Source organism: Bradyrhizobium sp. CCBAU 51765, assembly GCF_015291725.1.
Lineage (GTDB): Bacteria > Pseudomonadota > Alphaproteobacteria > Rhizobiales > Xanthobacteraceae > Bradyrhizobium > Bradyrhizobium liaoningense.
On sequence record NZ_CP030038.1, the window covers coordinates 6,684,440 to 6,711,057 of the forward strand.

22 protein-coding genes and 5 pseudogenes are annotated in these 26,618 nt (G+C 57.8%); 11 read left to right on the plus strand and 16 right to left on the minus strand.

The features are described 5' to 3' along the window. Positions 1-106 precede the first annotated feature (106 nt). Positions 107-475: a hypothetical protein gene (locus XH96_RS31515; protein WP_143130671.1), complete on the plus strand. Its 369-nt coding sequence runs from the start codon at positions 107-109 to the stop codon at positions 473-475. 57 nt (positions 476-532) lie between these two features. On the opposite strand, the pseudogene XH96_RS39895 reads toward XH96_RS31515, so the two are convergent. After that, positions 533-604, minus strand: a pseudogene (locus XH96_RS39895) (hypothetical protein); the annotation flags it as partial. 343 nt (positions 605-947) lie between these two features. Here XH96_RS39895 and XH96_RS39900 point away from each other — a divergent pair. Further along, a pseudogene (locus tag XH96_RS39900) lies at positions 948-1,253 on the plus strand (hypothetical protein); the annotation flags it as partial. Positions 1,254-1,366: 113 nt separating this feature from the next. Then, positions 1,367-1,630 carry a hypothetical protein gene (locus tag XH96_RS39305; protein ID WP_244553831.1) on the plus strand — a complete coding sequence of 88 codons (264 nt, stop codon included), beginning with the start codon at positions 1,367-1,369 and terminating at the stop codon, positions 1,628-1,630. Between the two features lie 87 nt (positions 1,631-1,717). Here the strand turns inward: XH96_RS39305 and XH96_RS31530 are convergent, their stop codons facing one another. After that, positions 1,718-2,755, minus strand: coding sequence for a hypothetical protein (locus XH96_RS31530; protein ID WP_143130669.1), 1,038 nt, complete (start codon positions 2,753-2,755; stop codon positions 1,718-1,720). A gap of 455 nt (positions 2,756-3,210) precedes the next feature. On the opposite strand from XH96_RS31530, the gene XH96_RS31535 reads away from it, so the two are divergent. Further along, positions 3,211-3,711, plus strand: a complete 501-nt coding sequence (locus XH96_RS31535; RefSeq protein ID WP_194389422.1) for a molybdopterin-dependent oxidoreductase — start codon at positions 3,211-3,213, stop codon at positions 3,709-3,711. 46 nt (positions 3,712-3,757) lie between these two features. On the opposite strand, the gene XH96_RS31540 is transcribed toward XH96_RS31535, so the two are convergent. Genes XH96_RS31540 through XH96_RS31565 form a run of 6 tightly spaced genes read right to left on the minus strand, consistent with a single transcriptional unit; the run spans position 3,758 to position 9,541 of the window. After that, positions 3,758-4,522 (minus strand): class I SAM-dependent methyltransferase, encoded by a 765-nt coding sequence (locus XH96_RS31540; protein ID WP_194389423.1) that lies wholly within the window; start codon positions 4,520-4,522, stop codon positions 3,758-3,760. Between the two features lie 32 nt (positions 4,523-4,554). After that, positions 4,555-5,406 carry a class I SAM-dependent methyltransferase gene (locus tag XH96_RS31545; protein WP_194389424.1) on the minus strand — a complete coding sequence of 284 codons (852 nt, stop codon included), beginning with the start codon at positions 5,404-5,406 and terminating at the stop codon, positions 4,555-4,557. Continuing rightward, on the minus strand, positions 5,396-6,958 hold the full coding sequence (locus tag XH96_RS31550) for a radical SAM protein (RefSeq protein ID WP_194389425.1): 1,563 nt from the start codon (positions 6,956-6,958) through the stop codon (positions 5,396-5,398). Before XH96_RS31550 ends, XH96_RS31545 begins: the two co-directional genes overlap by 11 nt. A gap of 17 nt (positions 6,959-6,975) precedes the next feature. Next, complete coding sequence (locus XH96_RS31555; RefSeq protein ID WP_246789807.1) at positions 6,976-8,082, minus strand: NAD(P)-dependent oxidoreductase; 1,107 nt, start codon at positions 8,080-8,082, stop codon at positions 6,976-6,978. Further along, complete coding sequence (locus XH96_RS31560) at positions 8,075-9,313, minus strand: radical SAM/SPASM domain-containing protein (RefSeq protein WP_194389427.1); 1,239 nt, start codon at positions 9,311-9,313, stop codon at positions 8,075-8,077. The genes XH96_RS31555 and XH96_RS31560 overlap by 8 nt, the downstream gene beginning before the upstream one ends. 45 nt (positions 9,314-9,358) lie before the next feature. Further along, positions 9,359-9,541: a hypothetical protein gene (locus XH96_RS31565; protein WP_092217502.1), complete on the minus strand. Its 183-nt coding sequence runs from the start codon at positions 9,539-9,541 to the stop codon at positions 9,359-9,361. Between the two features lie 187 nt (positions 9,542-9,728). On the opposite strand from XH96_RS31565, the gene speD reads away from it, so the two are divergent. Then, complete coding sequence (speD, locus tag XH96_RS31570) at positions 9,729-10,169, plus strand: adenosylmethionine decarboxylase (protein ID WP_194389428.1); 441 nt, start codon at positions 9,729-9,731, stop codon at positions 10,167-10,169. A 298-nt stretch (positions 10,170-10,467) separates the two neighbouring features. On the opposite strand, the gene XH96_RS31575 is transcribed toward speD, so the two are convergent. Continuing rightward, entirely contained in the window at positions 10,468-10,686 is a 219-nt protein-coding gene (locus XH96_RS31575; RefSeq protein WP_194389429.1) for a hypothetical protein, read from the minus strand. A 752-nt stretch (positions 10,687-11,438) separates the two neighbouring features. On the opposite strand from XH96_RS31575, the gene XH96_RS31580 reads away from it, so the two are divergent. Continuing rightward, the gene (locus XH96_RS31580; protein ID WP_194389430.1) at positions 11,439-12,269 is read left to right on the plus strand and encodes a polysaccharide deacetylase family protein; all 831 of its coding nucleotides are present in this window, start codon (positions 11,439-11,441) and stop codon (positions 12,267-12,269) included. 124 nt (positions 12,270-12,393) lie between these two features. Here the strand turns inward: XH96_RS31580 and XH96_RS31585 are convergent, their stop codons facing one another. The 3 genes from XH96_RS31585 to XH96_RS31595 all read right to left on the minus strand — a co-directional run bounded on the left by XH96_RS31585 (position 12,394) and on the right by XH96_RS31595 (position 16,322). Next, a complete protein-coding gene (locus XH96_RS31585; protein WP_194389431.1) occupies positions 12,394-14,865 on the minus strand; it encodes a bifunctional diguanylate cyclase/phosphodiesterase in 2,472 nt (823 codons plus the stop codon). A 511-nt stretch (positions 14,866-15,376) separates the two neighbouring features. Next, entirely contained in the window at positions 15,377-15,979 is a 603-nt protein-coding gene (locus tag XH96_RS31590) for a hypothetical protein (protein WP_194389432.1), read from the minus strand. Between the two features lie 37 nt (positions 15,980-16,016). Then, positions 16,017-16,322 (minus strand): S1/P1 nuclease, encoded by a 306-nt coding sequence (locus XH96_RS31595; protein ID WP_246789808.1) that lies wholly within the window; start codon positions 16,320-16,322, stop codon positions 16,017-16,019. Between the two features lie 39 nt (positions 16,323-16,361). On the opposite strand from XH96_RS31595, the pseudogene XH96_RS31600 reads away from it, so the two are divergent. Continuing rightward, positions 16,362-16,745 (plus strand): annotated as a pseudogene (locus XH96_RS31600) (IS3 family transposase); the annotation flags it as partial. Between the two features lie 104 nt (positions 16,746-16,849). Here the strand turns inward: XH96_RS31600 and XH96_RS31605 are convergent. Next, positions 16,850-17,952, minus strand: a protein-coding gene (locus tag XH96_RS31605) for an IS3 family transposase (protein WP_194389433.1) whose coding sequence is annotated in 2 segments (ribosomal slippage) — positions 16,850-17,691 and positions 17,691-17,952 — 1,104 coding nt in all. Because the reading frame shifts where the segments join, the coding sequence is not laid out codon by codon here. A 772-nt stretch (positions 17,953-18,724) separates the two neighbouring features. On the opposite strand from XH96_RS31605, the gene XH96_RS31610 reads away from it, so the two are divergent. Next, the gene (locus XH96_RS31610; protein ID WP_194389434.1) at positions 18,725-19,039 is read left to right on the plus strand and encodes a hypothetical protein; all 315 of its coding nucleotides are present in this window, start codon (positions 18,725-18,727) and stop codon (positions 19,037-19,039) included. Between the two features lie 26 nt (positions 19,040-19,065). On the opposite strand, the pseudogene XH96_RS31615 reads toward XH96_RS31610, so the two are convergent. The 3 genes and pseudogenes from XH96_RS31615 to XH96_RS31625 all read right to left on the minus strand — a co-directional run. Further along, positions 19,066-19,388: pseudogene (locus tag XH96_RS31615) on the minus strand (IS481 family transposase); the annotation flags it as partial. 75 nt (positions 19,389-19,463) lie between these two features. After that, positions 19,464-19,727 carry a hypothetical protein gene (locus XH96_RS31620; RefSeq protein WP_371739901.1) on the minus strand — a complete coding sequence of 88 codons (264 nt, stop codon included), beginning with the start codon at positions 19,725-19,727 and terminating at the stop codon, positions 19,464-19,466. Between the two features lie 44 nt (positions 19,728-19,771). Further along, positions 19,772-20,963: pseudogene (locus XH96_RS31625) on the minus strand (IS5 family transposase). A gap of 1,528 nt (positions 20,964-22,491) precedes the next feature. Here XH96_RS31625 and XH96_RS31630 point away from each other — a divergent pair. The 3 genes from XH96_RS31630 (at position 22,492) to XH96_RS31640 (ending at position 26,618) form a co-directional block, all read left to right on the plus strand. Continuing rightward, the gene (locus XH96_RS31630; RefSeq protein WP_194389435.1) at positions 22,492-22,665 is read left to right on the plus strand and encodes a hypothetical protein; all 174 of its coding nucleotides are present in this window, start codon (positions 22,492-22,494) and stop codon (positions 22,663-22,665) included. A 451-nt stretch (positions 22,666-23,116) separates the two neighbouring features. After that, positions 23,117-25,576: a hypothetical protein gene (locus tag XH96_RS31635; RefSeq protein WP_194389436.1), complete on the plus strand. Its 2,460-nt coding sequence runs from the start codon at positions 23,117-23,119 to the stop codon at positions 25,574-25,576. Next, positions 25,560-26,618, plus strand: coding sequence for an NAD(P)/FAD-dependent oxidoreductase (locus XH96_RS31640; RefSeq protein ID WP_194389437.1), 1,059 nt, complete (start codon positions 25,560-25,562; stop codon positions 26,616-26,618). Before XH96_RS31635 ends, XH96_RS31640 begins: the two co-directional genes overlap by 17 nt.

Consider the following 26,618-nt stretch of genomic DNA (forward strand, 5'->3'; position numbering starts at 1 on the left):
CTTTCCGGTCGCGGTATTCTGCTCGCCAATTTGGAAGAGCATCACGATCACCTGCGGGACTATTATGGGGCGTCGAGGTCGCACGTTGTTCGGGGACCGCTGGACCGTGGATCTTCCGTCAGGATGTGGAGAAATAGCCGACACCGTCGAACACTTGGTATCCAGCTTCCCTCGCGAGCTCGTCTGTTCGGAATGTAATGCCGCGGACGGCAAGGCAAAGCTCATGATGAAAGGCGCCATTCCGGCGTATTTCAGCTTTTCGCCGGCTGAAATTCGCACGTTTATCGAGCCGGTTGCAAACGCGGACCACCGGATCCTCGAGGGCCGCGTTGAGAAGGCCTGGCACGCCTGCGCGCCCTCGCTAAATGCTCGTATCGCTTTGATCGATCAAACGTTGAACATGATTCATTCTGGCGCGCTCTACGGGGAAAGAGGCACATCGTCCTTTCAAGCTCGCCATCAACGGTCACGATGAACTGCCGCTCCTCGTACTCCGTTCCGTTGCTGGACCAAGGCTTGACGGTGAGCTCTTCTATGATCGTCCTAGTTTCCAACCAGTCCCTTCTTCGATTTCTCGGTTCAGCGCAGCGAACACGTCTCCGCCTTCATCAACCTGACCGCCGACGAGCTCCCAGCAACCGGGAAGAGGCGACGGCTCATTGTGCGCTTCTGCACGAAAATCCGTCCCAACGAGTCCGGGATTAGCGCGCGTGCGACAATTTGCTTTTTGGACGCCATGTTTCTAATCTAACGTGTAGTAGAAAAAATGCCGGTATGACGAGTCTCAACGATATTTTAGACCGATTTCGGCCAGGCCCGCCGAGCGGGACAATTAAGCTCGGCGTACTGGGGGCACCGGGCACGGGAAAGTCGACTCGCACGGCGCGTCTGTCCGAGGCTCTTGTCGGACGGTGGCTGCCCGTTTCCTTGTAGCCGCCGACGGCATGATGTCGAGCGTGGCATCGCGGCTCCAGGTCCAATACTCAATGTTTCATCACTCGATCACTTCACGCTCTACAAGTATGTACCAAATAAGGTCCAGAGTGATTGCTACATGCTTGTGGACGAGTGGGGTACCCCGTGTTCCCACCACAGACGGAGACATGATCTACGTCATTCAGCGACCGGCGGCTCTCTTCGACAGTTTCAAGGCTGGTCCCCAACGTTTTCTGCGCGAAGCGGCAACTCGAATAGCAAACTTCGTCACGCTCCCGCTCCAGGCCACGCTCTGTGAGGGCTTCCGAAGGGCGTTGAATCAACAATCGTTCATCCGCGCCGTGTCAGACACCGGAGCGTGTCTCATTGGCGATGCTTGGTCTCACAAGGACCTCACCGCCCAGGGAATTAAGCCTTTCTTGATGCCAATTTGCTGGCAGAGCTCATTATTGCACGTCCGTACATGGACGCCCGCTTCGAGCAGGAGCTCAAGCTCCAGTGGTCTCAGCGCACCGCATTATATGCGGGAGAAGTCGAGCGAGCACATAGGCTTGCTGGATTCCTGCCTGCAACCCCACCGCAGATCGAAGAGTTGCAGACGATCGCCAGAAATCCCGAACCGAGTTCGAAATTTCTCGGGCTCGAAGCCAAGAGCTATTACGAGAAGGACTTCGTCAAAGACCTGACAGCTTGATGCCAACCGCCGCGACGAAGATGTCGCAGCACGTCGTTGAGAAGAAGCATCTTGGCGGAAGGGCCTCTTCCATCCCTGTAATTGGCGCTAGCGCGCAATACGCGGGTGCTCTCCGGGATGGTCGTCGACCCGAAGGTTCATGATAGAGGCCGATGGCGAACACGGATTGGCATCACCAAACTGCACCACGTTCTGGACTGCGACCGATAATTGGAGTGAAAAGTCGAGAGGCTTCGGCGGAGGTGCGCTGGTGATGGGATTGCAGCTTGCATCCACACCTCCAAACGGCTGATTACCCTTCAGATCTCTGAACCAAAGCATCTTCTGAGCGTCCGTCGTACAGGCGCTCGAAAATGTAATGGGGGCCGACGGCAATTGGGCGGTGCTGTGACAACTCAAGCACCCCGAAATCGGATTGTCGACCGGCCCGTTCGCGCGCCCCGCCCATCCCAAATGGGAGGCTGCGTAAGCAGGCGCCTGGTCCGAGATCGTGGTTTCGGTCAGCTTCTTGCCTGCTTGCTGGTCAGCGGGTGTGAAGCCGAAGTCATTTCCCCATGAAAGGCCTACCGGCCGGAGCCTCCGCCACGGGGAGGTATCAGTTGCATTGCTGTCAAAAGCAAAAGTCCCGAAGACCCACCCGGTTGGCGAACGACTATCCACCGCGGCGACGTCCATCTGCATGAGGCGCACGGTTTGGGGGCCGGCAGCTGTCCGGATCGTCCACTGCGGAGCACCCGACAAGACGTCAGAATCCTGAAAGTCATTCGCAGTAACGTCGCTGAACAAGATCTTGAAGGTCATTGCTCCTTGGGGGAATTGAGCTTTTGCTAGATCGGGCGAAGCGCCGCCCAAGACCTGTCCGATCGTGACGGCACCCGCTGCATTGTAGAAGCCGACCGCATAATTGTGAATGGTCACTCCTGGCTTGAGACCGAGCTCCGGTCCGGTCACAGAACGTTCTGAGGTCAAGCCGCGCATCGGCTCTCGTGCACGCGGTCCAAAATTCATCAGCGGCATGTGAAACCAGGGCCGAACGTTGTTAGCTTCCGGCTTGAAGTCGGCATCGATCATGCCATCAAATGCATAGTCTCGCAGGGCATAGAGGTAAGCATCGGCGCCCGTCACTCCGTCCTTGAAGTCGATATTCGACCACGGTGCGTCGTTCGCCGGGACAGCCGTAGGGTACGATTGGGACAGTTTGAACCACGGACCAGCGCTCGGTACCATCGCTGATGGCGTGACGAAGTCTGGAAAGGCCCCGGTGCATTGCGCAATGAAAGGTGCCGGCTCAGGAGCCGGAACGCCCTTCCCTGTCACCGAGAGGCAAGTCGATCCGGGAGCACAACCGCTAGCGGCATGTCCATGTGTTGGAGCAAGGCATGTGATCGTGGTCGCAAAAAGGACGTTGCGAAATATACGACTTCCTAAATGTTGAATAACGCGCATGAGCCTCTTTCCTCTATGACGCACCACTTCATTCCGATACAATTACAGCGCGAATTCGCCTTTGCAAGCCCGAATTGATTCCCAGTAAGTTTTCGCTCAGAGCTTGGAAGTAGGCCCTGACCTTTAAAGAGAGGATGATGATCGTGTTCTGTACGAAACGTACGGTGCTTCTCCTTTTTCTCTTTGCAGCAAGCGCGCAGGCGCAGACTGCAACGTCATCTGCTTATTTGACGGTAGATGGACAAGTGACGACTCCACTGTCCTTCTCTGAACCCGACTTTCAGGCACTTCCTCACACATCGATCACCGTCACGGATTCGGCCGGGAAAAGTACGACCTATTCAGGAGTTGACCTGGCTGTCCTTTTGAACAAAGCGGGGGTGCCGCTCAAGCAAGACCTGAAAGGTGCCGACGTCGCAAAATATCTCCACGTTCAAGGCGCTGATGGTTTCGTCGCGATTATTTCTCTGCCCGAGTTTGATAACGGCACGTTCCTGGTGGCAGATGCGCAAGATGGCTCCCCATTGCCGAGCGGGACCGGTCCTCTCCAGGTCATTTCACCTCAAGAAGGTCGTCGTAGCCGCTGGGTGAAACAACTGAACTTGCTGCAGATCACCAAATCTTCACCGCAATAGCCGCACCAGAGCGAGGACTAGTCACTGGCGTCCAATCCGAGCGGCCTCACTCTCTGCGCATGAGCCAGACGAACACGGTCGAATAAAGCGGGTCGTCCCGAATACAAACCTTGCTCAGAGACAGTACGTCTAGCCGGTGTTCGTCGGCGGCGCGCCTGATAGATGCTTCGTTGATATATGAGTTATCATGCCCTTCCGCGTCGATAAAACGCGCGCTCCTGACCCAGTCGGCACCGATCATGTAGCCGTCCTCAGCGAGTTGAGCCGCGGCGTTTCCAAGAGCCCATGCGTAGCGTTCTGGGCTTTTGCAAAGCCCAAACAGACCAATTGCCGTAATCAAGTCGTGCTGCGGGCCGGGTACGTCACAAAAGGGCGTGCTGAGCACATCATGGATGATGAACTTGTCGATCTTCTCCCGCACGCACGCCAAGTGATGGTGGTCACGCCCGAACCTTGCTAGCACTTGCTGGTAGCAGGGAGGGATGTCGTCCGATAGAATGAAATCGTGAAGCACCTTGAGTGCTTCGGCGCTTTTGTCGCAGCAATCGATGCTCGTTCGGACATTTGCGGGAATAGACCAGAACAAGGTCGTTGGACCGCAACCAAGATCAAGCCAGCACTCGACCTCTTCTACGCCCGCGATGAGCTCGAGAATTTCGTCGGTCCCCTGCCCGTCCCGGAAGGATTCATTGAAATACAGGGATCGGTACTGCGAGAAGTAATCAACATGCTCTTGATCAAGCCTGGTGTGTGACAGCGCGTCCCTCCAGGGAGCGCTGGAGGACTTCACCCGGCTTTCGTCCTCACCCAACCACCCGCCAACATATTGAGTTCGGCTTCGCATCACGTAGCTTCCGCCACGATGAGCAGGCGGGCAGAGTTTTCGCTGACGGGCACCCGCCTGTAATTGCCATATGCTTCTACCATCCGAAACCCAGCGGCTTGCAGCAGGGCGGACATCTGGCAAAGCGAGTAGATCCTTAACTCGACCGTCGAGACAAACTCTTCGGTCAACGCGCCATTTACGAGAGTGTAGAAGAACGTTAGCTCAAGCAGCTGATTTGAACGGAGGCGTTGGGATCGCGATCGCCTGAGGAGGCTACCATCGTCCAGGCCTCTTTCCCACTCTGCGATGAGTTCGTTGTCACCGAGTCCGGCCGCGAAGTATTCAGGCCCATCCTCAGTAGGTTCGCTCGACCGGGCGAACGTCGCGAGATCTAGAACCAGGCACCCTCGCTTCGACATGTGGCGCTTGAATGATGATAAGGCGTCCAGTGCCTCGGTCTCGCTGCCGAGAAGCTGAAAACACTCGCGCGGACACACGATGAGGTCGAACATGGCGGAAAGCTTGAGAAACCGCATGTCCTCAAGAACAGTCTTTACGTTCTCGATTCCGCCGCGTGCCGCCAAACGCCTTTGCAGCTGCAGAAGCATTTTCGGGTCACGGTCGACCGCAGTGATGCGCTCGACGCGGCGCGAAAGTGGGAGCGTCAATCTGCCGCAAGCGCACGGCACCTCGAGGACATTTCCCCCCCGCATTTGCCCCACAGAGGCGATGAACTCGACTTCATCCGGGAACGAGCCAAATTCACAATCATAGAATGCACTTCTCTCCCTATAGCCGATTGGAAGGGGGTGATTTCCGCCTATTGGACCCGAGCCTGCTTTACCCAAAGCACCAACGTTAGAGCTCATTGCTCGTCTCACCCAAGCGACTGACGAGATCGGCGGCCGTGATATCGGCTGAAGATAGGTTAGCGAGGTTCTGCCATTCAGCGGCGAGGTTGGCTCTATCGAACAACAGACGCTCTGAGAAGTGATTGCATTTGCAACCAGACGTGTAATTGTAGTTGGCATTGACTATCAAAGGCGAATGGATGGCACCGAACAGATTGTCACCTACACTCAATCCTTCTAGCACGCCCAGGCTTGCCAGATCGTCCAAGTCGACACCGGTGCCTGGGCTGGCAAAGAAACCGTCACCAGCTCTGAACTTCGCGATCGGCTGATGGAGGAAACGAAACGAGCACTCCTTTCTTGCAAGCAGCTTGTCCACATCGTGCGAAGCTATGGCCTCACTTTCGCAGGACCACGACTTTTGTCCGCCTATTCTTCCCCGTCTAGCCCGTCCCGTCCTTATGACAGGCTCGAAGTAGCTCCGAAGGCCTTCGTGAGCGACAAACGTGGCTAACGCAGGAACATCTCGAGCGGAAGCATCGCTGACGGGAAACTCTATACCGAAACGGCCGCGATGGTTCCCTTTGAACACCGCCATCAGGTCCAGCAGGCTCGTTGGCAGCTCCAGCGCGTGATTAGTAAGCACGACCTCACGATAGTCGTATTCTCCGGTTCTCGGATTGCGCCAGCTTGAATTATTGGGGCTCGATGTGCTCCAAATGGAATGATAGATCTGCAAGACATCCTTGTATTCCTCGATCTGCGCGATGAACGCGCGCACAGTCGGCTTGCTGTCGCCGGCAGCAGAGAAGCGCTCAATATTGCGAGCAATCTGTTCACGGATGTGAGAGCTCGAAAAACGGCCGTATGTTCGCCAATGACCGGCAGCCGCTTCCTCGCTTGAAAATATCAATCCTGCAGTGAAGATGAGCCATTGCATGCCGGATGCTGCGACGAGCTCCAGCAGATCGAAGAACCGTGGGAACACAGTTACTTCACCGTCCCCCGATGTCTGTATCACCTTGGCTCCCAGTGCGCGAGCTTGGGAGATGGTGCCGGCTGCTCCATCGAAATAGGAGGTTATCTGCTCTTCCATATACGGGTGCTTGTCGATCGGAACGGCGGACGCATAGCAGCCCGAACACGCCAAATTGCACTGCTTCGGACAAAAAAGATGCAGAGAATCTATGCAGTTCGTCAACGCGCTTCGCACGCGGCTCATCAGTTCCTCTCTGGTCGCTCGCCGGATGCTATCGAGGTGGGACGAGTAGGCCGAATCCGCCGTAAACCAGCCGGGCAAATCCAGATTCACGGACCCGCACTGACCGTCTGGCAATCGCCGCTCGCCGGCAAACCTTTCAATTGAGGTCGCATAGAACGGTATCCGATAGGCCTTGGATATCGCAAAGTCGAGCGTCATCGCATTCTTAGCCATCTCGATTGAATGCGAGGTCTTCGGAAGGTGCCCAGGCAAGACGTTCGTGCACCCGAATTCGCTCTGTTTGGAGAGGAAGTAGCGCAGGACCTCCGGATGGATCCTTGAAGGGCTCGTCTCAAATTGCGAGAACATACCGAACTCCACATCGTTTAGGCGATTGGCATTCGCGTTTCTAAGGCATCATGCCGAATGAGCTCTGGATGAACGAGCTCGCCGGCCTTGGCTATCATGCATCGTTCGATCATTCTTGACCGACCGCCGCGCAAGCAGACATCGGTCAACTTGCGAACATATCTGATCACACGCTCGGATGTCGCTTTAGATGCTGTTACCGGTACCGATGCAGGCAGATGATCGATCTTGATGTGCAAGACGCTGTTTATGAGCCGCGCTGGAGCGCGATGGCTTGTTGTGCTCTTAAAGGACGGCAAGTATCCCTTCCCGTAGCCGCAAGTGACGTCCACGATCACCGACCCAGGTTTCATGGTGGACACCATGCGTTCGTCCACCATCGCGGGCGTATCGAAGGTGGAAATCAGGATTGCGCCGATCAGTACGTCAGCCTTCTTGACTTCCTCACGCAGGACACCTCGGCGATTGAGCAGACATCTCACGCGCCTACCGAACTCCTGCTCAATTTGCGCTATCTTGGTGGCGTTGCGCACGAAGATTGTCACCTGAGCGCCCAATGCGATCGCCGTTTGCGCCGCTGCGCGCCCGACATTTCCAGCGCCAATAATGACCACCCTAGGAAAAGGCCCGTTCGGCGCCGCGCCCATCAGCAATCCTCGGCCGCCGAGATGAGACTGTAAATGGTAGGCGGCATAGATCACGGCCATTCGACCGGCAATATCGGAATCGGACACCGAAGCCGGATAGGTGCCCGCGCGTGAAATAAACTCGAAAGCGTACGCGGTGAGCTGCGAGGTCTTTAGTGCCTTCATCAGCGCAGGGTTTCCCTCTGCGTGCATGAATGCGGCCAGATGGGACCCTTTGCGGAAGAATCTATATTCTTCGGGTAGAGGGGCCTTATACTTGAGGACGAGATTAGCTTGCCATGCCTCGAGCGATGTTACGATGCGCGCCCCAGCCTCCGCGTAGGCTTCGTCGGATATTCCAAGCGATGCCGCAGCCTTGGCCTCGACCATAACATCGTATCTATCCTGGACCAAAGTTTTGATTTCGTGTGGCAGCAGGAGCACCCGCCTCTCGCTCGTTCCTCGCTCCTTCAGGAGCCCAATTGACTGCCTAGCCATCGCCGGTCTCAGCCGACGGGAGATGGGCTGCAATCCGCGCGCCGTTTGACCTATTGGCCTGCTTCAGGAAATCTGACGCACCGCACAACAATGGATCACCGGTGTAGATCTCGGACATAACCGGGCATCTGCCAGCGCAAGCGTGTTTGGCGCTCCCAATGTCGCAGCTGGCGCAACCCTTGAAGTCGTTGAAGGATACAGCCCTGATGTCCTTGAAGGATGTGTCCCAGAGTTCGGCAAAGCTCGCTTCTCGCAAGGTCCCTGCAGAGTATTTCTTGGCGGACATGCAGACCGAGCACGGGTAAACCTCGCCGTCCGATGCAATATACGCGAGCGAGATGCCACAAAACTCCCGCTGTATGGCGTGCGAAAGCCTATACGAGAAGGACAGAAACTTTTGAACGCAAAGGCCAATCCTCTGCATCTTTTCGATCCGATCGAGGTAGTTTCTAAAGTAGAGAGGCGAGGCACTTTGTGCGACATTGCCATCTGGTGTCAGATGGGGAAACCGCTTTCCTCGCCCGACAGGGCTAAAAGGCGTCACTCCGAAAAACAGATCCTGCTGCGAAGTGAACTCGAAAATCTCCTCCAGTTCAGCGAGATTGGAATTCGTCAAAGTCGTCATTACGGCTGAGCGGATCCCGTTCTTCTTGAGTAGTTTCAGCTTTTCGATCGTTTCCTCATAAGTTGACAGATGCCGCATCTTCCTGTGCGATTCGGTCCCGTCCAGGCTCACGCTGACAACGCACTCCTCACGTGGAATTTCATCAATGACCGATTGAGAGAGGTAGGTGCCGTTGGTAGCAATCGAAATGACGAAGCCGAGATCGTGAGCATATTTGACGATGGACATGAAATCGGGATGAGCAAAGGGCTCACCTCCGCAGAACACGATCGAGAAGACGCCCTTCGCCTTCAGTTGATTAAGTATCGCATAGATTTCGGAAGTGCTCAGCTCGTTTGTTCTTTTCGGACCGGCCTCGACGTAGCAGTGCAGACACGGAAGATTGCAGTACCGCGTGATTTCGAACCACACGATCAGCGGAGCTGACAGACGGAAGCTGTCGCCAATCGGGACCGTATCTAATCTAAAGGGTTCAAACTCTTGCTGCTCCGCCTCTGCGTTGATCAGAGCGGCAGCCTCGTTTGAATAGAAACCAATATCGCCAGTGTCCGCAAACGCGAGTGTGTAGCCGAATTCCTCGATGCGCGACCGCGTTCGTTTGCGCATGAATTTCACTCGCGCTTGCGGAGCTGACAGGGCTGTAAAGCCGATTTAAATGGCGTTTCCAACGAGGAACGTCGCCGGGGAGATCTTCCCGGTGTCCACGTGCGCCTCGAACTCTGCGCTAGCTGTCAGCTTCCTGCTGCCGGTCGCTTTCGCGAATTCCTCCAATTGCTTCTTTTGCTCAGGTGTGAGTTCAAGAGCCAATGTTTGCGGGGCCGGGCTTTTGGACATCGAAACTCTCCTTTTGCGCTGCGGGAATTACGTTTCACAAAACTGTCACTACTCTTGATTGTACCTTGTCCACATGATGACTTTACGAAGATCAACGCGATAGTTGTCTTTTAGGAAATTCACAGGATAAAGTTGCGACGCTGGTTATGGCTTGCAACCCCGCCACCGTTTCAGCGAGTCTGCCCTGATGATCCAAGCCCGCCGGTCCCACGGCACTCACCTGCTGATCGATCTGTGGGGAGCACGTCATTTGGAAGACGCCGATCGCATCAGAGAAACGATGATCAACGCTGCGTTGCAGGCTGGAGCAAAACTGCTGCATGTGCATCTGCACAAATTCGAGCCCCACGGGGGTGTCACTGGTGTCGCGCTGCTAGCCGAAAGCCATATCAGTATTCATACCTGGCCAGAAAGCAGTTACGCAGCGCTAGATGTGTTTATGTGCGGCAGCGCCGAGCCCGAGCGAACAATACCGATCATCAAAGCCACGTTCACTCCGCGACAAACGATTGTTCTACAGGCAATCCGAGGCACTGATGGTGGCGGCTCATCGATGATTGAGACTGCAAGCTTTGCACATTGCGACGGTCTGAGAACCGGGCCAACGACCGCGCAGGCCCGAGGTTGAGCACCGCACGGCCTCCGGGCCGGGCTGGTGGCAGTCGCGGCTTGCGCCCTTGTCGATCGACCGGATCGCCTCCTAGGGGCCAAGCAACACTTCGATCTGACCTGCCTAGAGCGCCATTTTTTCTAGCCTGCCAGGCGTGACAAACGCCGAATGGCCTGTTCGATTTCGGTGCGATCGTGTCGCCGGCGCCTGAACTCATGCCTCGCCCAGCGCTGCTCAGTCTGATAAGCGGTCATAGTTCGGCACGGATAGCGACCGCAGCACCCGCATGGCGCAGCACCTCCCAGACGGATCACGCTCACGGGGCAGCATCCAGGCGCAAGATGGCTTCGCATCTTGCTCGGACGCTTTGATGCTCGGTGTGCATGTGCATCGAGTAGATTTCCTCAAGCCCAAGGAAGACATCATCAACCGCTCCGGAGCCGCGTGCATTTTCAAGATCCTTTTCGACCCCCGCCAAAATCTTCAACTCTTTGGCGCAAGCTCTGTCTGCCTTCTGTTTTGTTACCGCTTTCACCGTCGTTTTCTCCGTCGATCTTTCTGAGATCGAGATAGTCGTCCGGAGCCAGAAATAAGCAACGACAGGCGCTCCCTCGCACCTTTAGGCTTGCGCCACTGGACATACGCGCGAGGACTCCGGACTTTGGGGAAAAACGATTACGCCTGCCGTACGAGGTTTTCTGGACCTCATCCGACAATAGGAAATGCGATTCGGCCATGTCAACGTTTAAGTTGTATTGTTTTGTATAACACGTATTGAGTCAGTAATTATATCGACAGACAAAGGTGCACCGTGCTTGAATCGCGCAATGAAGCGCAGAATCAAACCGAACTCGCAGATGTTGACGGAAAGCGAACTGCTCAACTGCTGCGTTGCTCGACGAGCCACGTGAGACATCTGCGGCTCACTCGTCAGCTCGGGTGTTATCCAGGCCTCGGCCTCTCACAAGCCGATCTGGAAATATACGTCGCGGCAGAAGATCATCAGAGTTCGAATGCCCGGAACAGCCAACGGGTGCGCCGACGTACCCGCTGACACGCGGCCGCGCGTGCTGCAGACGCGGGGCGCACTGCAGCCATTGTCCGAGCCAAGCCGCCTACCCCTAGCTCAAAAGGCAGGCAGCAGGAGCGGTTCGAGCGGATAACGGACGTTCGACGACCTTTTTGCGCACGACACAGCCTCGATGTGCCGAAATCCCGCGATGCCGGTCAGATAGTCTGCTGAGTACCACGGGGCTCACCAACCAATCGAGGTCGCACTAACGCGCAATGACAAAGTTGCGCCTGCCTAGATTAGCATTTCGCATCGGCTGCGCTGGGCTGGCGTTGCTCGCCGGTACTGCCGTGACAGACGCCTCTAGCTGCAATCGGCGGGATGCGCTCGGCACGGCGCGGGTGCTCGCTGTCGATGCCGCACTCTTCCCGCGGGTGGGGCTGAAGAACTTTCCCGAGACGCTTCCTCTGGCGGACCATGAAGTCGTCCTCACCTTCGATGACGGACCGCGGACGCCCAACACGGACAAGGTGCTGGCTGCGCTCGCACAGGAATGCGCGCGAGCCACGTTCTTTCTGGTCGGCCGATCCTCGGCGGAATTTCCCGAGCTCGTGCGGCGTATGGCCGCCCAGGGCCACACCGTAGCGCACCACAGCTGGTCGCATCCGATGATGTCGAAAATCTCGTTCGAGCAGGCGAAAGAGGACATCGAGCGCGGTATCACCGCCGTCGAAATGGCGCTCAACGGTGTGTCCACCAAAATGCCCTCGACACCGTTCTTCCGGTTCCCCTACTTCGACGCGACACCTGCGATGCTCGATCTCTTGCTGGCGCGCGGAATTGTCGTGTTCGGCGCTGACCTTTGGGCGAGCGATTGGGAGAACATAACTCCAGAGCAGGAGCTCACAATCCTGATCGAGCGGCTCGAGGCCGCTCGTAAGGGCATCATTCTGCTGCATGATGCGCAGACGCGGACGGCGGCCATGCTGCCTGGGTTCCTGCGCTACCTGCATCAGAACGGGTATCGGATCGTGCATCTGGTGCCGGCTGCCGCCAAGAGCGCTGAAGCCCCATTGACGTCTTGGCACCACGCCTTCCCGCAGTGAAGGCGCGCGAGAAGTGTCGGAGATCACCTCCTGGGTTCAGAGACGGCTACGGGCGACCTCGTGGCCTGATCTCGTTCGATTTGCGAAGCCTCAACGTGACGAAGCTGTTCCTGCGGCATGGCGATCACGCCGCCCTGGACGCCCTTGCGCCAAAGCGAAACAAGAGCTGCTCCACTTCGGCGGCCGGCCTGGCACCGCTGAACAAGAATCCTTGCACCTCGTTGCAACCTTCGGCCCGAAGCCAATCGAGCTGCTCCGTGGTCTCCACCCCTTCCGCTGTCGTCGTGATGTTGAGGCTCCGGCCGAGGCCCGAGATCGCCCGCACGATGGCCCCGCAATCGGAGCGTTTCGCCAGATCCTTGACAAAAGAGCGATCAATCTTGATCTTGTCGAAGGGAAAGCTGCGCAAGTAGCTGAGGCTCGAATAGCCCGTTCCAAAGTCATCCAGCGATATTGAGACGCCGAGCTCGCGGAGCTGGTGCAGGATCGCAAGGTTTGCCTCCGTCTCCGCCAAAAATACCGATTCGGTGATTTCAAGCTCGAGCCGCTTCGGGGCCAAGCCGGAATTCGCCAGCGCTGAAATCACCACCTGAACCAGATTGCGGCTACGGAATTGCACCGGCGACAGGTTGACCGCGACCTTGATCTCTAAAGGCCACTTTACCGCCTCTTTACAGGCTTCGCGCAGCACCCATTCTCCGAGGGGCCCGATCAGCCCCATTTCTTCCGCAAGGGGAATGAATTCGGCCGGCGAGATCATGCCCTTCCCTGGGTGCGGCCAGCGCAGAAGCGCTTCAAAACCTGAGATCTTGTCGCTCGCGATCTCGACCAGGGGCTGATAGTATAGCTCGAACTCGCTGCTGGCAAAGGCGCGGCGCAAATCAAGCTCCATCTCGCGCCGTCGCTGCACCTGCTGATCCATCTCCCGCTCGAAAAAGCGATGCGTTCCGCGGCCATCCTCTTTGGCGCGATAGAGCGCGATATCGGCGTTACGCATCAACTCGGCGCTGCTCGCGCCGTCGCCTGGTGACAGCGCGATTCCGACCGAGGCACCGATAATGACCTCGTTATCGTCAATCTCGTATGGCGCACTCAATGTTCTGATCAGGTCGCCCGCGAATTGGCTCACATGCGTCGGCGAGGTATCATCCGTGAGAATGATCGAAAATTCGTCGCCGCCGAGCCGTGCCGCCAGATTGTTGCCGGCCACCCTGGACCGCAACCGGTCGGCCACTTGCTCGAGCAGGCGATCGCCGATGAGGTGGCCGAACGAATCGTTGACGTTCTTGAAGAGGTCGAGGTCGATACACAGCGCCGCGACGCGGTTGCCGACTGCATTAGCGCTTTCGAGTGCCTCTGCGAGCCACCTCTGGTGGAGTGCGCGGTTGGCCAGGTTGGTCAACCCGTCGTGAAGTGCCATATGGGCGATGCGGGCCTCGGCCTTGCGCCGTTCGGTGATGTCGACCACCACAACCAGATAGCCCTCGCGTCCCTCGATCATAAGGCGCCGCCCAAAGGTCAGCGCAGAAATCTCAGTGCCATCAGCCCTGACATGGCGCCAGGGATGTTCAGACTGAGAGATGTCGCCCGCTTCTCGCAGCGCTCGCGTATAGCTGACCCGCTCGTCGTCTGGCCAAATCTCCTGAACTTTCATTCGCAGGAAGGTCTCGCGAGCATAGCCATAGTGCTGCACTGCCGCGTCATTGACCCTCACGAAGTCCATTGTCTCGGCATCTAACGCCCACATCGGCATCGGATTACTGTCGAACAGCAACCTGAACGAGGCATCCCGGCGCTTGAACGACGTAACGTCGGAAATGACCACGGACACGATGTCTCCGAAGGCACTGAGGCGCAAGCGCAGGCTCTGATCACCGTATTCGAGCTCGAACTCGTCACCGAATTCATTCGCGACCGCGGCGCCCAACCGCTCCATCACCTCTTCCGAACAAAGCAGATGGTCTGAATTGCCGAGGCGCTGCCACAACAGGTTGCCCTCTTCCACATCGAGGAGCCTTGCGGCTGCCTGATTGTGGTGCACAACTTGAAAATCAAATGGCCTGCCTGCGGGATCGCGAACGGTTGAGAGCGAGATAACGCCATCGTCGGTCTTGCAAAAGATTGCATCGATCAAATTGTATTCTGTAGCGCGCTCGTTGACATAGACGCCGACCAGCGTACCGGCCCAACGCGATAAGGTCGGCAGCGCCAGCACGTCGTAGGTCCGTACCATGCCGGCTTGCACGCAATGAGCGGTTGCGAGATAGGGATGGTTGTTTGCAATCGAATTCGAGGCCGCCCCGGTGAGGGCTGTCGCGCAGTCTGGACGCAACGCATCAAGCGGAATGTCCCAGCGGGCATCGCCCAACCAGTTCTGCACATAACGGCCAGTGCGCGAAACAGTAAACGCGCCATTGTCACACCTGAGCAGCACAAGATGATCGGCAAGCCGCCCGAGGCTCCCCAGCAGCACATTTTCATAGCGGGGAAGCGCTTCACCGGGCTCGAGCGCAGCTTGCCACTTGCGCCGCAGGATTGGCATGTCATTGAGCAGCCTGGTATCTGATTCCACGGATTGCCTGTTAGCAGCACTCATCACACGCCCCACTGACTTAAGCTTCCTGCCCGGGGTTCATAAAATCCAGCTTGGCTTAATTCGCTCTTAAAAGACGAGACGGTCGCGCTCTAGCCCTGCTGATCGATGGCGTTGCCTGGAACATCAGGCCCGATCGCTTTCGCGCCTCACAGCGCAGAAACTCTGCGGCGATAAGGCAAAATTCGACGAAAAGCGTTTGCCCGCGCCACGGTGACGACGAGAACCTTCGTAGCTAACGATTTGAGCCTCACGCATTCTACGAAGGAGCGCCGTCAGTTTCGCCCGAAATTTTTTTGTCGGATTGTCCGATTTGTGCGACCACTAATTATGGACGGTCGCAGGCTCAGCAGGTCCACAATGTTGATTGTGCTTGAAAGGCCGTCCCAGGGAGATGCACGATAACTAAGCGCATGTTAAAGAAATGTGACGGTTGCCAGCGCGAGGAGGCCACGGATGAAAAAGAGCGATGTGACGTGCTCGGAATGCGGTGCTGGCTTTCGCCGTCTTGAGCTTACGTCTGAACGCGGCATCCAAGGAAACTACCACTGCCCTGCTTGCGGCACACTGATCGAGGAGCTCGGAGCGGCTCACCTCGTGATTTATCGCTTGACTGTACAGCCTTCCACCAAAGCGATCCGCAATCAATAACGTGTCTGAGTTGCCCTGGCCTGGTTAAGGAGCCTGAGTTGGTTTCGCTCACTGTTGGTGTCTGACAGTGCGCATCAAATATCAAGCCGCTGCTGGCGACGGATGCGACGGCTGGTTCGGAGCCCGCGCGGGCCGAGGCGAAGAGTTCGGCCTTTTTCTGATTGAACGCGTCTTCGGTCCCGCGGATGCCCTGGAGGCTCGTGATGACGGTACCGAAGACGGCGAGGCCTCCAAGCGTCTGCAAGACAGCGGAGCGGACCTTCGAACGCATCTCGATGATCTTGCCCAGGTCCTCCGCCGGAATGGGAATAAGCCTGCCGTCTTCACCTACCGCGCGATGGAGGGGTACCGCATAGACCGGAACGAAAATAATCAGAGTGATCGAGACGACCACATAGAGCGCAATCGAGGTGAGGAGGACATCCACCGGGATGTACAGGCCCCATAACGTCAGCCCTGCGTCCATCGCTCACCATGCCTGTTTGCGAGCTCATCCGCCGGCATCAATCTGCAAGAACACTATCGAGCAGATGTGCAAGGCGTATGCCCGCCTTGTGCAAGCGCTCCCGGATGATGACGTCGCTCTTCGCCAGATACGCCCCATCGATCGTCACGCTGCCCCCGTCTGGTGGATCGCAGGATTTCCCATGGAAGGTGCAATAGCCGGTTTCGGCTGCCTCGCTGATGGCGAATGATTCATTCGCCCAGGCGTGAGGATCGGACGCATTCCTCTCGGCGATTTGCTCGTCCGTGATGGCGTCGAGCAGCTTGTCGGCCGCAAGCTTCACATCCGACCCAACCGCGTGCACTACGAGGCAATTATCCCAGGTGGAATGAAGATTTCGGCGCGTGGCCGATTGCGCGATCTTGCCAACGAGCGGCGGGGTTTCGGCTATCGCCGCCTGTTCGTGCTGCTGCGGCGGGAGGGCGAGCCATCGGGGATCAACCGGATCTACCGGCTTTATTGCGAGGAAGGGCTCACCGTCCGCAAGCGGCGGGCTCGCCGCAAGGCCGTCGGGACCCGAGCCCCGATCCTAGTCGAGGCCAAGCCCAATGCCCGCTGGTCGCTGGACTTCGTCCACGACCAGTTCGCCAATGGTCGACGCTTCCGCATCCTCAACATCGTCGACGACGTCACCAAGGAATGCCTGGGCGCCATTCCGGATACGTCGATCTCGGGGCGGCGCGTGGCCCGCGAACTCGCGGCAATCGGCGAGCGACGCCGCAAGCCAGTGACCTGCCACTGAATTTTCATCCAGCGGCAGTTAGAGTCTCGGGGTTTTTTTGCAGCGAGGCCGAACTTTGGACCATTCAGAACTAGAGTTTTTCGCCGTGATCACGTTGGCGAGCTGGATGCGCCGACGTGGTTTTGCAGCAAAATCGGCGGTCGATTGCCGATCGCGCCATGGGGCCGCTCTTCATTGTAGTATCTGCGCCAAGTCTCCACCTTTTGCTGGGCGTCCGCAAGGGACAGGAACCAGTGGGCGTTGAGGCATTCGGCCCTGAAGCGGCCGTTGAAGGCCTCAATGAACGCGTTGTCGGTTGGCTTACCGGGCCGCGAGAAGTCCAGGGTGACACCGCGCTGGTAGGCCCAGAGGTCAAGATCGCGGGACACGAACTCGCTGCCTTGATCGACGCGGATCGTTGCCGGGAATCCCACTTCCTTGCAGGCCCTTTCCAGCACCTCCACAACATCGGTGCCGCGGAAGGTGAACCGTGGCGCCAGCGCTGGCGAGAAGCGGGAGAAGGTATCGACAATCGTGAGCACGCGCAGCTTGTGTCCGGTCGCCAACTGGTCATGGACGAAGTCCATCGCCCAGGTCTCGTTCGATCGCGTCGCCGGCCTGCGATCATCGCGCAGCTTGGCCTTGACCCGGCGCTTGGGCGTTTTGCTGCGTAATTGCAGGCCCAATTCGCGATAGATGCGCCGCGTCTTGTTCTGGCCATGGCGCCAGCCTTCACGACGCAGCAGGACGTGAACACGACGATAACCGTAGCGAATACGAACATGGCAGATCTCCTTGATCTTCTGTTCGAGGGCAGCCTGGCCAGGGCGACGGGACTTGTAGTGGTAGGTCGAGCGGTCAAATTCGAGAGCGTCACAGGCCCGGCGGATCGAGACCTGCCATTCGCTGCGGACCGCGTCGACCAGCATGCGCTTCCGACCAGGCTTCATAGCTTTCGGCGGATCACGTCCTGCAGCATCTCCTTGTCGAGCGACAGGTCCGCGACCAGCTTCTTCAGCTTGCCGTTCTCCTCCTCGAGCTGCTTCAGCCGACGCATCTCGGTCGGCAACAGCCCGTCATACTTCTTCTTCCAATTGAAGTAGGTCGCCTGGCTGATCCCGGCCTTACGGCAGATCTCCGCCACCGCGACCCCGTCGTTGCCCTGTTTCAGGATGAACGCCTTCTGGGCGTCTGAAAACTTCGAGGCCTTCATGGTCCATCGCTCCTCCCAGCCGAAGGGTTCGGCAGCGAGAACTCTAGCCAAAAATGGTCCAGTTTGCCGGCCTCAGATCATTTTTGTAGATCAAGAGAGTACGGCTTGCCCATCGATACCGGCCTCCGTCCAGCCAGTACGGTGAATCAGAAACCGACTGATTTGGGAATCTCAAATCGATTCAGACTAAACCCATCCCGCTTTAAAGAGCCCCGGGCGCGGGGCATCTTTGCTGCTTCTCCCTTGTCAGCGCATCAAGCCGATCCAATTGACCCGCCAACCCGGTAAGGCTCCGAGCTATGTTCTTCATCAGGAAGGCGCGGTCTGAGGAGGTGTTGGAGTTCTGGGAGAGGGCTCTGTACTGGCGTGCAAACTCTAAGCATTGCGCGGCGGAAATCATCTTGCCTCCGAGGGCCACAAAAAAGATAAAACTTTAACCTCCGGCTTAGTTCCATGAACGCGAATGACTATAGAATGCATCTGCCTCGGAGGCAACGTTCCCCGTCCGGATCGCCGCGACCCCGGACACAACGGAAGCGGGAGCCCCACTAACGTGCGGAAGGTAGGGCTCCCGCGAGTGGAAAAATAGAACTTGCCTCAACCGATGGCGATCCAGTTTCAGCGGACGCCCCGCCCTCAGCTTCATTGGACACTGCATCCCCACGGTCGCCAAGACCGCACCGGTAGAGCCGGATTGGGTCTACGAAATCAATCACGGCAGCTACCGGCTCATGGTGCGAAAGCACGATGACCGCGTGCGGATAGGCCTGCCATGACTTCCTCCTTTCAGAAGCAAGCGTCGGAAAAGCGCACCGCTTCGGCAACGGGCGCCGCAACAGACCATGTCATTCGTTGCCCGCAGTCAAATTCAGCAGCGTCTGTGGAAGCGCAGGAAGACGCCGGGTGCGATGAATTCTATCATGGCGTTCGTTGGACGGAGGTGAGTCTACTACAGGCCTTGCGCCAGCTTGAGGAGCAGAACGGCGACATATCGGCGACTCTGTTCGACCAGAACGGTGTTACTCCGAGCGCCTACTATTTTACGAAGCGCTTCGGTTCGCTGACCAATGCAAAGGACCCTGGCTAACTCTCCGCTGGGGGACGATCTCGCGTATAGCCGATCGGATAAGCCTTGAACTTCTTCTTCGAGGGCTTGCGCCTTCGACCTCCGGCAACCGCCTGATACCGTGGCGCTGGAGGCAACGATGCAGAGATGACCGCGTAGATGCGTGATGGTCGGCTGCAGCGTATAGAGGCAATCGTCGAGTGGCAGCAGCGTGTGCCGCCGGAAAGCGACGATAATCGCCTCCTCCTCGATGGAAGGACAGTCGACTTAGTTTCCTTGGGGCCTGTCGGCAGATCGGTGACAGTCCCGCGCTGCTTCCACTTCAAAACGTCTTCTGGTTGATTCCGTAGCGCTTCGCGAGGGCTCTCAGGCTCTCCTGACTATTTTGTATTGCTCGACGGACTGCCTCCGTCCTGGTGGCGCAGCCGTATCTGGGACAAAACACCTAGCAGGCTGTTGAAGAAGTCTTACGGCGCGCGATGAATGGGATGTTGTCACCGTTGAGGAGGCAGATCTCCCCTTCGAGTGAGCCGTCATCCTGCAGTTCGGCCCAGCCGTCCCCCTCGGCTGGCTCCATTTCGTCGTTTCCCTGCCAGCCGAACTCGACGGTATCGCCGTGGCAGGCTCCATGAATGGAGCCAGTGAGGCAATCGAAGGCGAATTCGCCGCCGGCCTCATCGAACAGGATGTAGGCGCCCGCCAAGGCCATATCGTAGCCGGGCGTCTCGACGACCTGCCATCTGCCTCAAATGCTCATGCCGGTGCCGCCAGAAGCTTGGGAAGCCGGATCAGATTGTAGGCTGCAAGCGCCAGGACGAAGACGGCATCCACGCGGTCGCGGCCTCGCAGCTTGACCTTGGCCAAACCAGCGGAACTCTTGATCCGGCCGAAGACTTCTTCGATGCGTTTGCGGCAGCGTTGGCTGACGTCGTAGCCGCTGTGACGGGTGGTACGCGCGTCAATCGCTGTCTTGCGCCGCTTGCCGGTCTTACTCAGATGTCCATCAATCGCGATATGCGGGGTAACCGATCTATCTCTCAGGTCGTGCACGAACTGCGTGACATCATAGGCCTTTCCGCCCCCAGAGTGATCCGCTTCGCGCACCTCCGACTGTCGATCGTGGCAAGCGCAATCTCCCGTTCGGCGGTGCACGTCGCTTGGCTCACCCCACCCAAAACCGCTAAACCATTGCGGTTCTCCATCAGAGCATGGCCCATATAGCTCAGCTTGGCTGGCTGGTCGTCACCCTTCTTGTAGAGCCGCGCCTCAGGATCGGTCGTGCTCGCATGGGTCTCGTTGGATCGCTTCTCCTTGTGGAAGCTGCGCTCGGCGTTTGCGCCCCGGACCATCCTCGTCCTTATCGCTGCCATCCTTCTTCCGGAAGCTCTTGATCGAGGCCCAGGCTTCAATGAGCGTACCATCCACCGAGAAGTGATCGCTCGATAGCAGACGCTTGACCTTTGGCTGCGCCAAAAGCGCGTTCAGGAACTTGGCCGCAATCTCGCCTTCGAGCAGCCGGTCGCGGTTCTTCGAGAAGGTCGAATGGTCCCAAACCGCATCGTCCACCCCAGGCGTGGCTCAGGTAGAAGGCGACGGTCCGGTTGCTATCGCTGAGAACCTCGGCAACCAGCGCGCCGGCGTAGACCAGCACATAGACCAGCGCGAACAGGCAGCGGAACAGAAGATCGAACTCTATCCGTTCCATCAGATGCCGTTCCGAGCGCCCCCCATAAAACGCCTGGAGGAGCATCGCCCGAAGCAACTTCTCCGGTGCGATCGAGGGGCGACCGAAGTCCGTGTAGAGTTTGCCGAACTCCCCGGAAAGGTCGCCCAGCGCCGCATTCGCCAACCCTCGGATCACCCGTAGCGGACGGTCGACGCGAACTCGAACCTCCAGGTCCACATAACTGAAAAGCGAGCCAGACCCTTCGTCACTCCCCCGCATCGCGTCCCCCAGTTAAATCCTGGTCCCAGAGAATCACGATACGAAGTGCTTCGCTACCCACTTCTTCAACAGCCTGCTAGAGCTCGTTCGTCGCGCGCCGAAAGATGCATACGATGATCGCTGAGAACTGGCAGGCGATAGATCGAGGACGCGATTGACGCACGTGAGGTGCTGCCAGGCAAATGCGAAATCACACTTCAACCACGCCGAAAAGACTACCCCGGCTCCGACCCCAAAAACGTCTTGCTGTACCCTTCCCGGCCACCGCGACGACGCGCTCCGCGATTGCTGTGGGCTGAACCGTGCGCATCGGCAACGGTTCTGCCGGGACGCACTGCAGCTGAAAACCTGAGCCTACCTCGTATTGCTACTCGATTTGCTACGCGCTCTCAGCGCGCGCGATGATTCGCTGCGTTTGTATTCCCACATCCGCCGATTACTCGCATAGTGCGTGTGGTACGCTAATTCTGAGCGCGTCACGTGAGCTATGGAAATCAGTAATGGCTGTGTACTTGGTCACTTGGGATCTAAACAAACATAGGGGCGAACTATGCGCAGGCGCGACAGAACCTGATCGATCACATTTCACGCTAGGGTCACACTAAGGACGATGGGCCTCGATTCCGTGTGGTTCATCCAAGCACCATCGACAGCTGAGGCACTATATGCCGACATCCGAAAATACATGGACAACGCAGACAGGCATATGGTCACGACCTGGTGAGTGGTCAGTATCGGGGTCGATTGTCCCAATCGGTCTGAGACTGGATCTACGCGCACATCTAACTGAAGGCCTTTACGCCTCAGGCCCAAATCCGAGTTTAGAACGCAAAGCATGAAAATGAGTTCATGGGACGGACTAAGCCCCGGCCAGTTTTTGGCGCGAGTAGGGTTTTCAATCGCTATCACAGCTGCAGTTGCCGTCGGCACATTCGTCGCAATCCGCTACATTGTCGGCTTCTATCGATGATCGCAGCTCGCAGTGCTCAAGCACTACGGCCCGCGAGTGCCATGCTCGCTTGGCTCTGCAATCGTCCGTGGCTAGGGCTTTGCTCTCATTTCAGGCGGGGAGCTCAGTCGAGGACCAAAATCAGTGGCGATCAACCCATTGCGGTCACCGAGACCGCGGACGGCACGCAGATCGAATCCGAAGGCACGGTTACGGTCGCAGTGGATCGCATCCAGAAGATAACCCTCGCCAATATTTTGCGCGTACAATCTTTCGACGGAGGGTGAGTTCGTCTCCCATAGGATCGAGTTCATCCACGGCGGCAACGCCATTATTGGCTATTCAAAGACCGGGAAGCTGATGGTGGTTTGAAACAAATAGTCTGACAAACAGTGTGGACGGTAACCACATCATTCTCGATGACGTCGACTGAATGGCGCGCGCGGCTACCGGGCAATCATTGCGCGATCAAGATCGCGAATCAGAAAAATTCGAACAAATCCCGCGCAAACGCCGAAGATCTGCAGCTATTCATCCTGACTCGTCATTTAGACTGCGGTTTTCACAGGACGCGCGACTATGCAATATCTCGATTTGCTATTTCTGGTCCTGGGTGGTCTCACAGTCGGAGGCCTCATCGGCGCGCTGATCAAACCTCTCTTCGGCCGTCGCGAGCGCGGCGTGGCCCGCACCGGCGAACCTCGAAAAAAGCGCGGCCCCTACAAAAAGCGGACACCTGCAACGGCTATCTAACGCCATGAAAGGCACGCCGTATCTAAGTTATTCTAGCACGCAGAATCGATATGTTGATCATGTGGCGCACGTACCCGCCCACGTTGCGTACTCATTTTTGTGTCGCACGAGCCACGAGAGTATTCGCGATATCGATCTCTCGTGTACCGCCTGCACGGGTGGTCCCTTGCTACGCGCGGCGCTCCGGCTGTGGGGCGAGCATTTCCAGGCATGGCCATATGGGCCCGTGCTTGGTCGCTGTATCGCGAATTCAAGGCGAACCGATCCGAGTGCAGTCCGAATGGACTCGCTCAAAAGTTATCCACCAACAATTTAGTTGTGTATCCAGCTCAACACAACTATGATCTCCAACATAAACTTTTTCCTGCGCCACCTTTCGAGCTGCTCGCACGAGCTGCTTTCACAATGCATTTCATAGTTTCTGCGGTTGTTTGTGGATTGGGGGAAATCAATGGAGAATGGCCCAACGCGGCGCTTCGTCGTAACGGCGAGTAAACCCAAGGGTAAGCTGCTTTCTGGGGTCAAGGCAGCTCTTGAGCGTCTCGGACCGCTCGGATGGGAGGCGCTGCTAGAGCACCACGGGCTCGATCTCTCCGCAGATGATCTCGCACACGAGCTATCGCGACCATTGACCCGCATAGACCGGTCCTTCCCAGGCTTCGAAGATTTCGCCCAAGAAGGCAATCGCGGCGTCGAGCCGGGCGCGCCCGCCAGAAGTCTCCTATTTCACGCCTTTGCATCCCCTCGGATCACGAGCTTTCGACATCGCGGACGCCTCACGAAGCTGAAGGGATTCCCCACCCTCACGGAGATCGAAGCGATCGAGAATTACGTATTCGGCCATCAGCCGCCTTCGATCGAGGATCTGCGCGCTCGAGCCCAAGGGGCCCGCCTGGCCATCGTAGTCTTCGCAACCGAATACAGGGCGGCGCTGGGGACGGTCCATGGTCGGCATGCCGACATGGTCTTTGCGCGAACCGGAATCGCTCGGATTGGTACGGAGCCGCCGCTGTACGACGGAGCAGCACGCGGGTTTCTCCCCTTCGTAAAAGACAAGGACACCGGTATCCGCGTACTTCCTTGTCGATACGCCGCATACGTCGCCTGTCTGGTGCCAGGAAAGAAGGGCGCTCACGGCCCTCTCCGCTTTATCGACGGAGACGTTCAGGAGAGCGGAACGTCGGGAAGAAGCGCGCTGCGGGCCGGCTTACAAGATGCACCCGAAGCGCTACGCGTGGATGAGCCCGGCGACCACAATCGACGTTTCTGGGTGCCGCTTCACAAGCTATTCTCGGGAGGTGAATGCCTTCTCGACCGTGACATCGAAGTGCGGCTGTCCGCTTCCCATGTGAACGAGAAGATCAGGCGAGCTCACCTGAAGTTTCTCTCCAATGGACACTTCGGCGGGTGGTCTGAGCCCGCTTTGAGCGATGCCCCGTTCATTTTCCATGATGGGATCGCGGACTTTTCGGCCGAACCCGACGACGGCGGTTGGCTGCTACGACCCTTCTCTCACCCGCGACTGACCGAGCCCGCCTCCTACAAGGGCGAGCCACTGACCTTTTGCGTACCGAAGACTCCCGATAGCAGCGGATCTTGGCGTGCTTATCAGTCCAGCTTGAACCTACTTCCGCAACCGAGCGGAGCCCGCTCGGCACCGGAATATCTCCACGCACGACACGCGATAGCCGATGATGGATCGGAGCGAGACCTCAACGACGAGCCCGACATCATTAAGCTCGTCGAGGGTGGAGGGTACCGGGCCCGCCACTACGTCGACTTTACCGGCGACGGTTGGATCGACGTCGAGTGCCCCGAAATCGCGCTAGATCTTCCTCGCAGAATCCCGGCCTATTCGATAGTCGCATCGCCCGACTTCTTCCCCCTGGTCGATCAGACATCGCTTATGCAGTGGGCTGATCAATCCGTATTGCCCTCGTTGATGCACTCGCTTTGGGACGCGCCTGGATCCAGCCTTCCCCAAGCTCTCTCCGACCAGCGATACGCCGCCAATCTGCAGATCAGTGGCGCGAACTTCGATCCGGACGACGATACGATGACCGCCATCGTTGGTCCCTTCGGCTCCGGCGCCGGCGCGCTCTGCCAGCTAAAGTCCGTAAACAACCACCGCGCTTCGATGCTTCCCGATGGAGCCGCTGGCGTTTTCGCACCGGGGTGGGATGTTTCTTACGACAGAACGTCTGAGACGGATCCCGAAGACACCGGCAAAAAGCTGGCTCCGGGGGTAACGTTCCTTACCAATTACGGGCTCGGCTCTCCCTTCATGGAGGATAGCAAACTGTGCGCGGCTCGCAGCTCGTTCTGGCCTGCGGCCGCACCGGACATCACTCGTACTTTTGCCCCAAGCAAGAACTATGCAACGGCGACGCCGCTGACCGACGAAGTCATCGGACTGGGATCGAAGCCGCCATGGGACGGGGTCCGGGGGCCGACCCTCAGGCAGAAGGAAGGAAAGGTCGAATACGCCTCCCTCGCCTACGCGGATTATGTCGAAAAGGCGCTCAGCGGAGGGTTCGATATAAGCGAGATAGGAAAGACGACCGTCGAGGAGTACGTCGCCAGAACCCTGACCATGGGACTTGTCTACCGAGCGCTCGGCGTAGAGACGCACGACGACAAACTCAAATGGTCCGTTCTCAGCTTCCGCATGGCCGATCCGTCGGACGCCGACTTGCTGGCTGCCCAAAAGGCAACGGGACGTCGTCTAAACAAGCATTTCACATACCGCTACCTCGTATTTGACCATGCCGATCGCGGAGCCGCCGACCCGACCGATTTCAAGAAGGTGTTGGTCAACTTTGGATCGCTCAAGCTTCTCTTCGCCGATCCGACGCTCGTATTGACCAAAGATTCAGCGGGCGATTGGAGCGCCAATGAAGTCCGACGCTGACATTATAGTGGTCGGCGGGGGGCCGGCCGGATCGGCGGCGGCGATACATGCGCGCCAATCGGGGCTGACCGTCATCGTCATTGAGGCCGACGGTCAGCCGCGGCGTAGACCCGGTGAAACGTTGCATAGCGGCGCCGCTTCAATACTGGAGCAGCTCGGCGTCAGAGAGGCGTTCGAACACGCTATCGGCGGTCGCTACGGATCCATTCAAGTCGAGTGGAGCACCGCCCGATCGAGCGATCGAGGGTCGATACCATTGGCAGCGGCCAGCGGGTTTCACATCTTCAGAGACAAATTGGATGCTGTCCTCATAGAGCGGGCGGAAACGTTGAGCGCGGATGTGCGGCGCCCCTGTCGTGCACTTCGTCCCATTGTGCGCGACCAGGAGGTGGTCGGAGTAGAGACCGACTCCGGCCCTCTCGAGGCGCCCTTTGTGATCGACGCCTCCGGGAACGGCAATTGGTTTCGAAAGAGCTACCCCTCGCGAGTAGACGTCCTATCGCCGCGCCTGTTAGCTCGTTACGGATATTGTCGAGTTGACGATCTAAGAGACTTCGGCTCCCCCTCGATCAAGGGCGACCAGAGCGGCTGGCAATGGATCGCCCGCGTATCGGACGATACCCTTGCCTGGGTCAGCTTGGCTCTCCCCGGTGCTTCCGCTCGCCCGGTTAAGCCGACTGCGCTCGCTGCGCTCACGGACGTGAGCCCGACGCGCGGAGCCGACGTTACTTGGAAGCGAGCCGATGCATACTCGGGCCCCGGCTTCTTCCTTGTCGGGGACGCAGCTTTTCAATTGGATCCAGCCGCAGGCCACGGAATTTTGCGGGCCATGATGAGCGGCATCATGGCGACGTACCAGGCGGCTGCAGCGATCAAAGGCAGGGTCGGTCCAGATGAGGCTGCGCAGCTCTACCGCGGTTGGATGGCAGAATGGTGGAGGCGCGATACCTCCGCACTAACCGAGATGTACCTCAGATTGGACGCAACGTGGGATCGATCAAGCAGTACCCGTGAACATCACCAGTCGGAGGCAGGGGCATAG

Coding starts and splice junctions, on each gene's coding strand:
- XH96_RS31535 (WP_194389422.1), top strand. CDS start 3,211: ATGATGATCGTGTTCTGTACGAAACGTACGGTGCTTCTCCTTTTTCTC.
- XH96_RS31545 (WP_194389424.1), bottom strand. CDS start 5,406: ATGAGCTCTAACGTTGGTGCTTTGGGTAAAGCAGGCTCGGGTCCAATA.
- XH96_RS31550 (WP_194389425.1), bottom strand. CDS start 6,958: ATGTTCTCGCAATTTGAGACGAGCCCTTCAAGGATCCATCCGGAGGTC.
- XH96_RS31555 (WP_246789807.1), bottom strand. CDS start 8,082: ATGGCTAGGCAGTCAATTGGGCTCCTGAAGGAGCGAGGAACGAGCGAG.
- XH96_RS31560 (WP_194389427.1), bottom strand. CDS start 9,313: ATGCGCAAACGAACGCGGTCGCGCATCGAGGAATTCGGCTACACACTC.
- XH96_RS31565 (WP_092217502.1), bottom strand. CDS start 9,541: ATGTCCAAAAGCCCGGCCCCGCAAACATTGGCTCTTGAACTCACACCT.
- speD (WP_194389428.1), top strand. CDS start 9,729: ATGATCCAAGCCCGCCGGTCCCACGGCACTCACCTGCTGATCGATCTG.
- XH96_RS31580 (WP_194389430.1), top strand. CDS start 11,439: ATGACAAAGTTGCGCCTGCCTAGATTAGCATTTCGCATCGGCTGCGCT.
- XH96_RS31585 (WP_194389431.1), bottom strand. CDS start 14,865: ATGAGTGCTGCTAACAGGCAATCCGTGGAATCAGATACCAGGCTGCTC.
- XH96_RS31590 (WP_194389432.1), bottom strand. CDS start 15,979: ATGGACGCAGGGCTGACGTTATGGGGCCTGTACATCCCGGTGGATGTC.
- XH96_RS31610 (WP_194389434.1), top strand. CDS start 18,725: ATGACTTCCTCCTTTCAGAAGCAAGCGTCGGAAAAGCGCACCGCTTCG.
- XH96_RS31620 (WP_371739901.1), bottom strand. CDS start 19,727: ATGGCCTTGGCGGGCGCCTACATCCTGTTCGATGAGGCCGGCGGCGAA.
- XH96_RS31630 (WP_194389435.1), top strand. CDS start 22,492: ATGCAATATCTCGATTTGCTATTTCTGGTCCTGGGTGGTCTCACAGTC.
- XH96_RS31635 (WP_194389436.1), top strand. CDS start 23,117: ATGGAGAATGGCCCAACGCGGCGCTTCGTCGTAACGGCGAGTAAACCC.
- XH96_RS31640 (WP_194389437.1), top strand. CDS start 25,560: ATGAAGTCCGACGCTGACATTATAGTGGTCGGCGGGGGGCCGGCCGGA.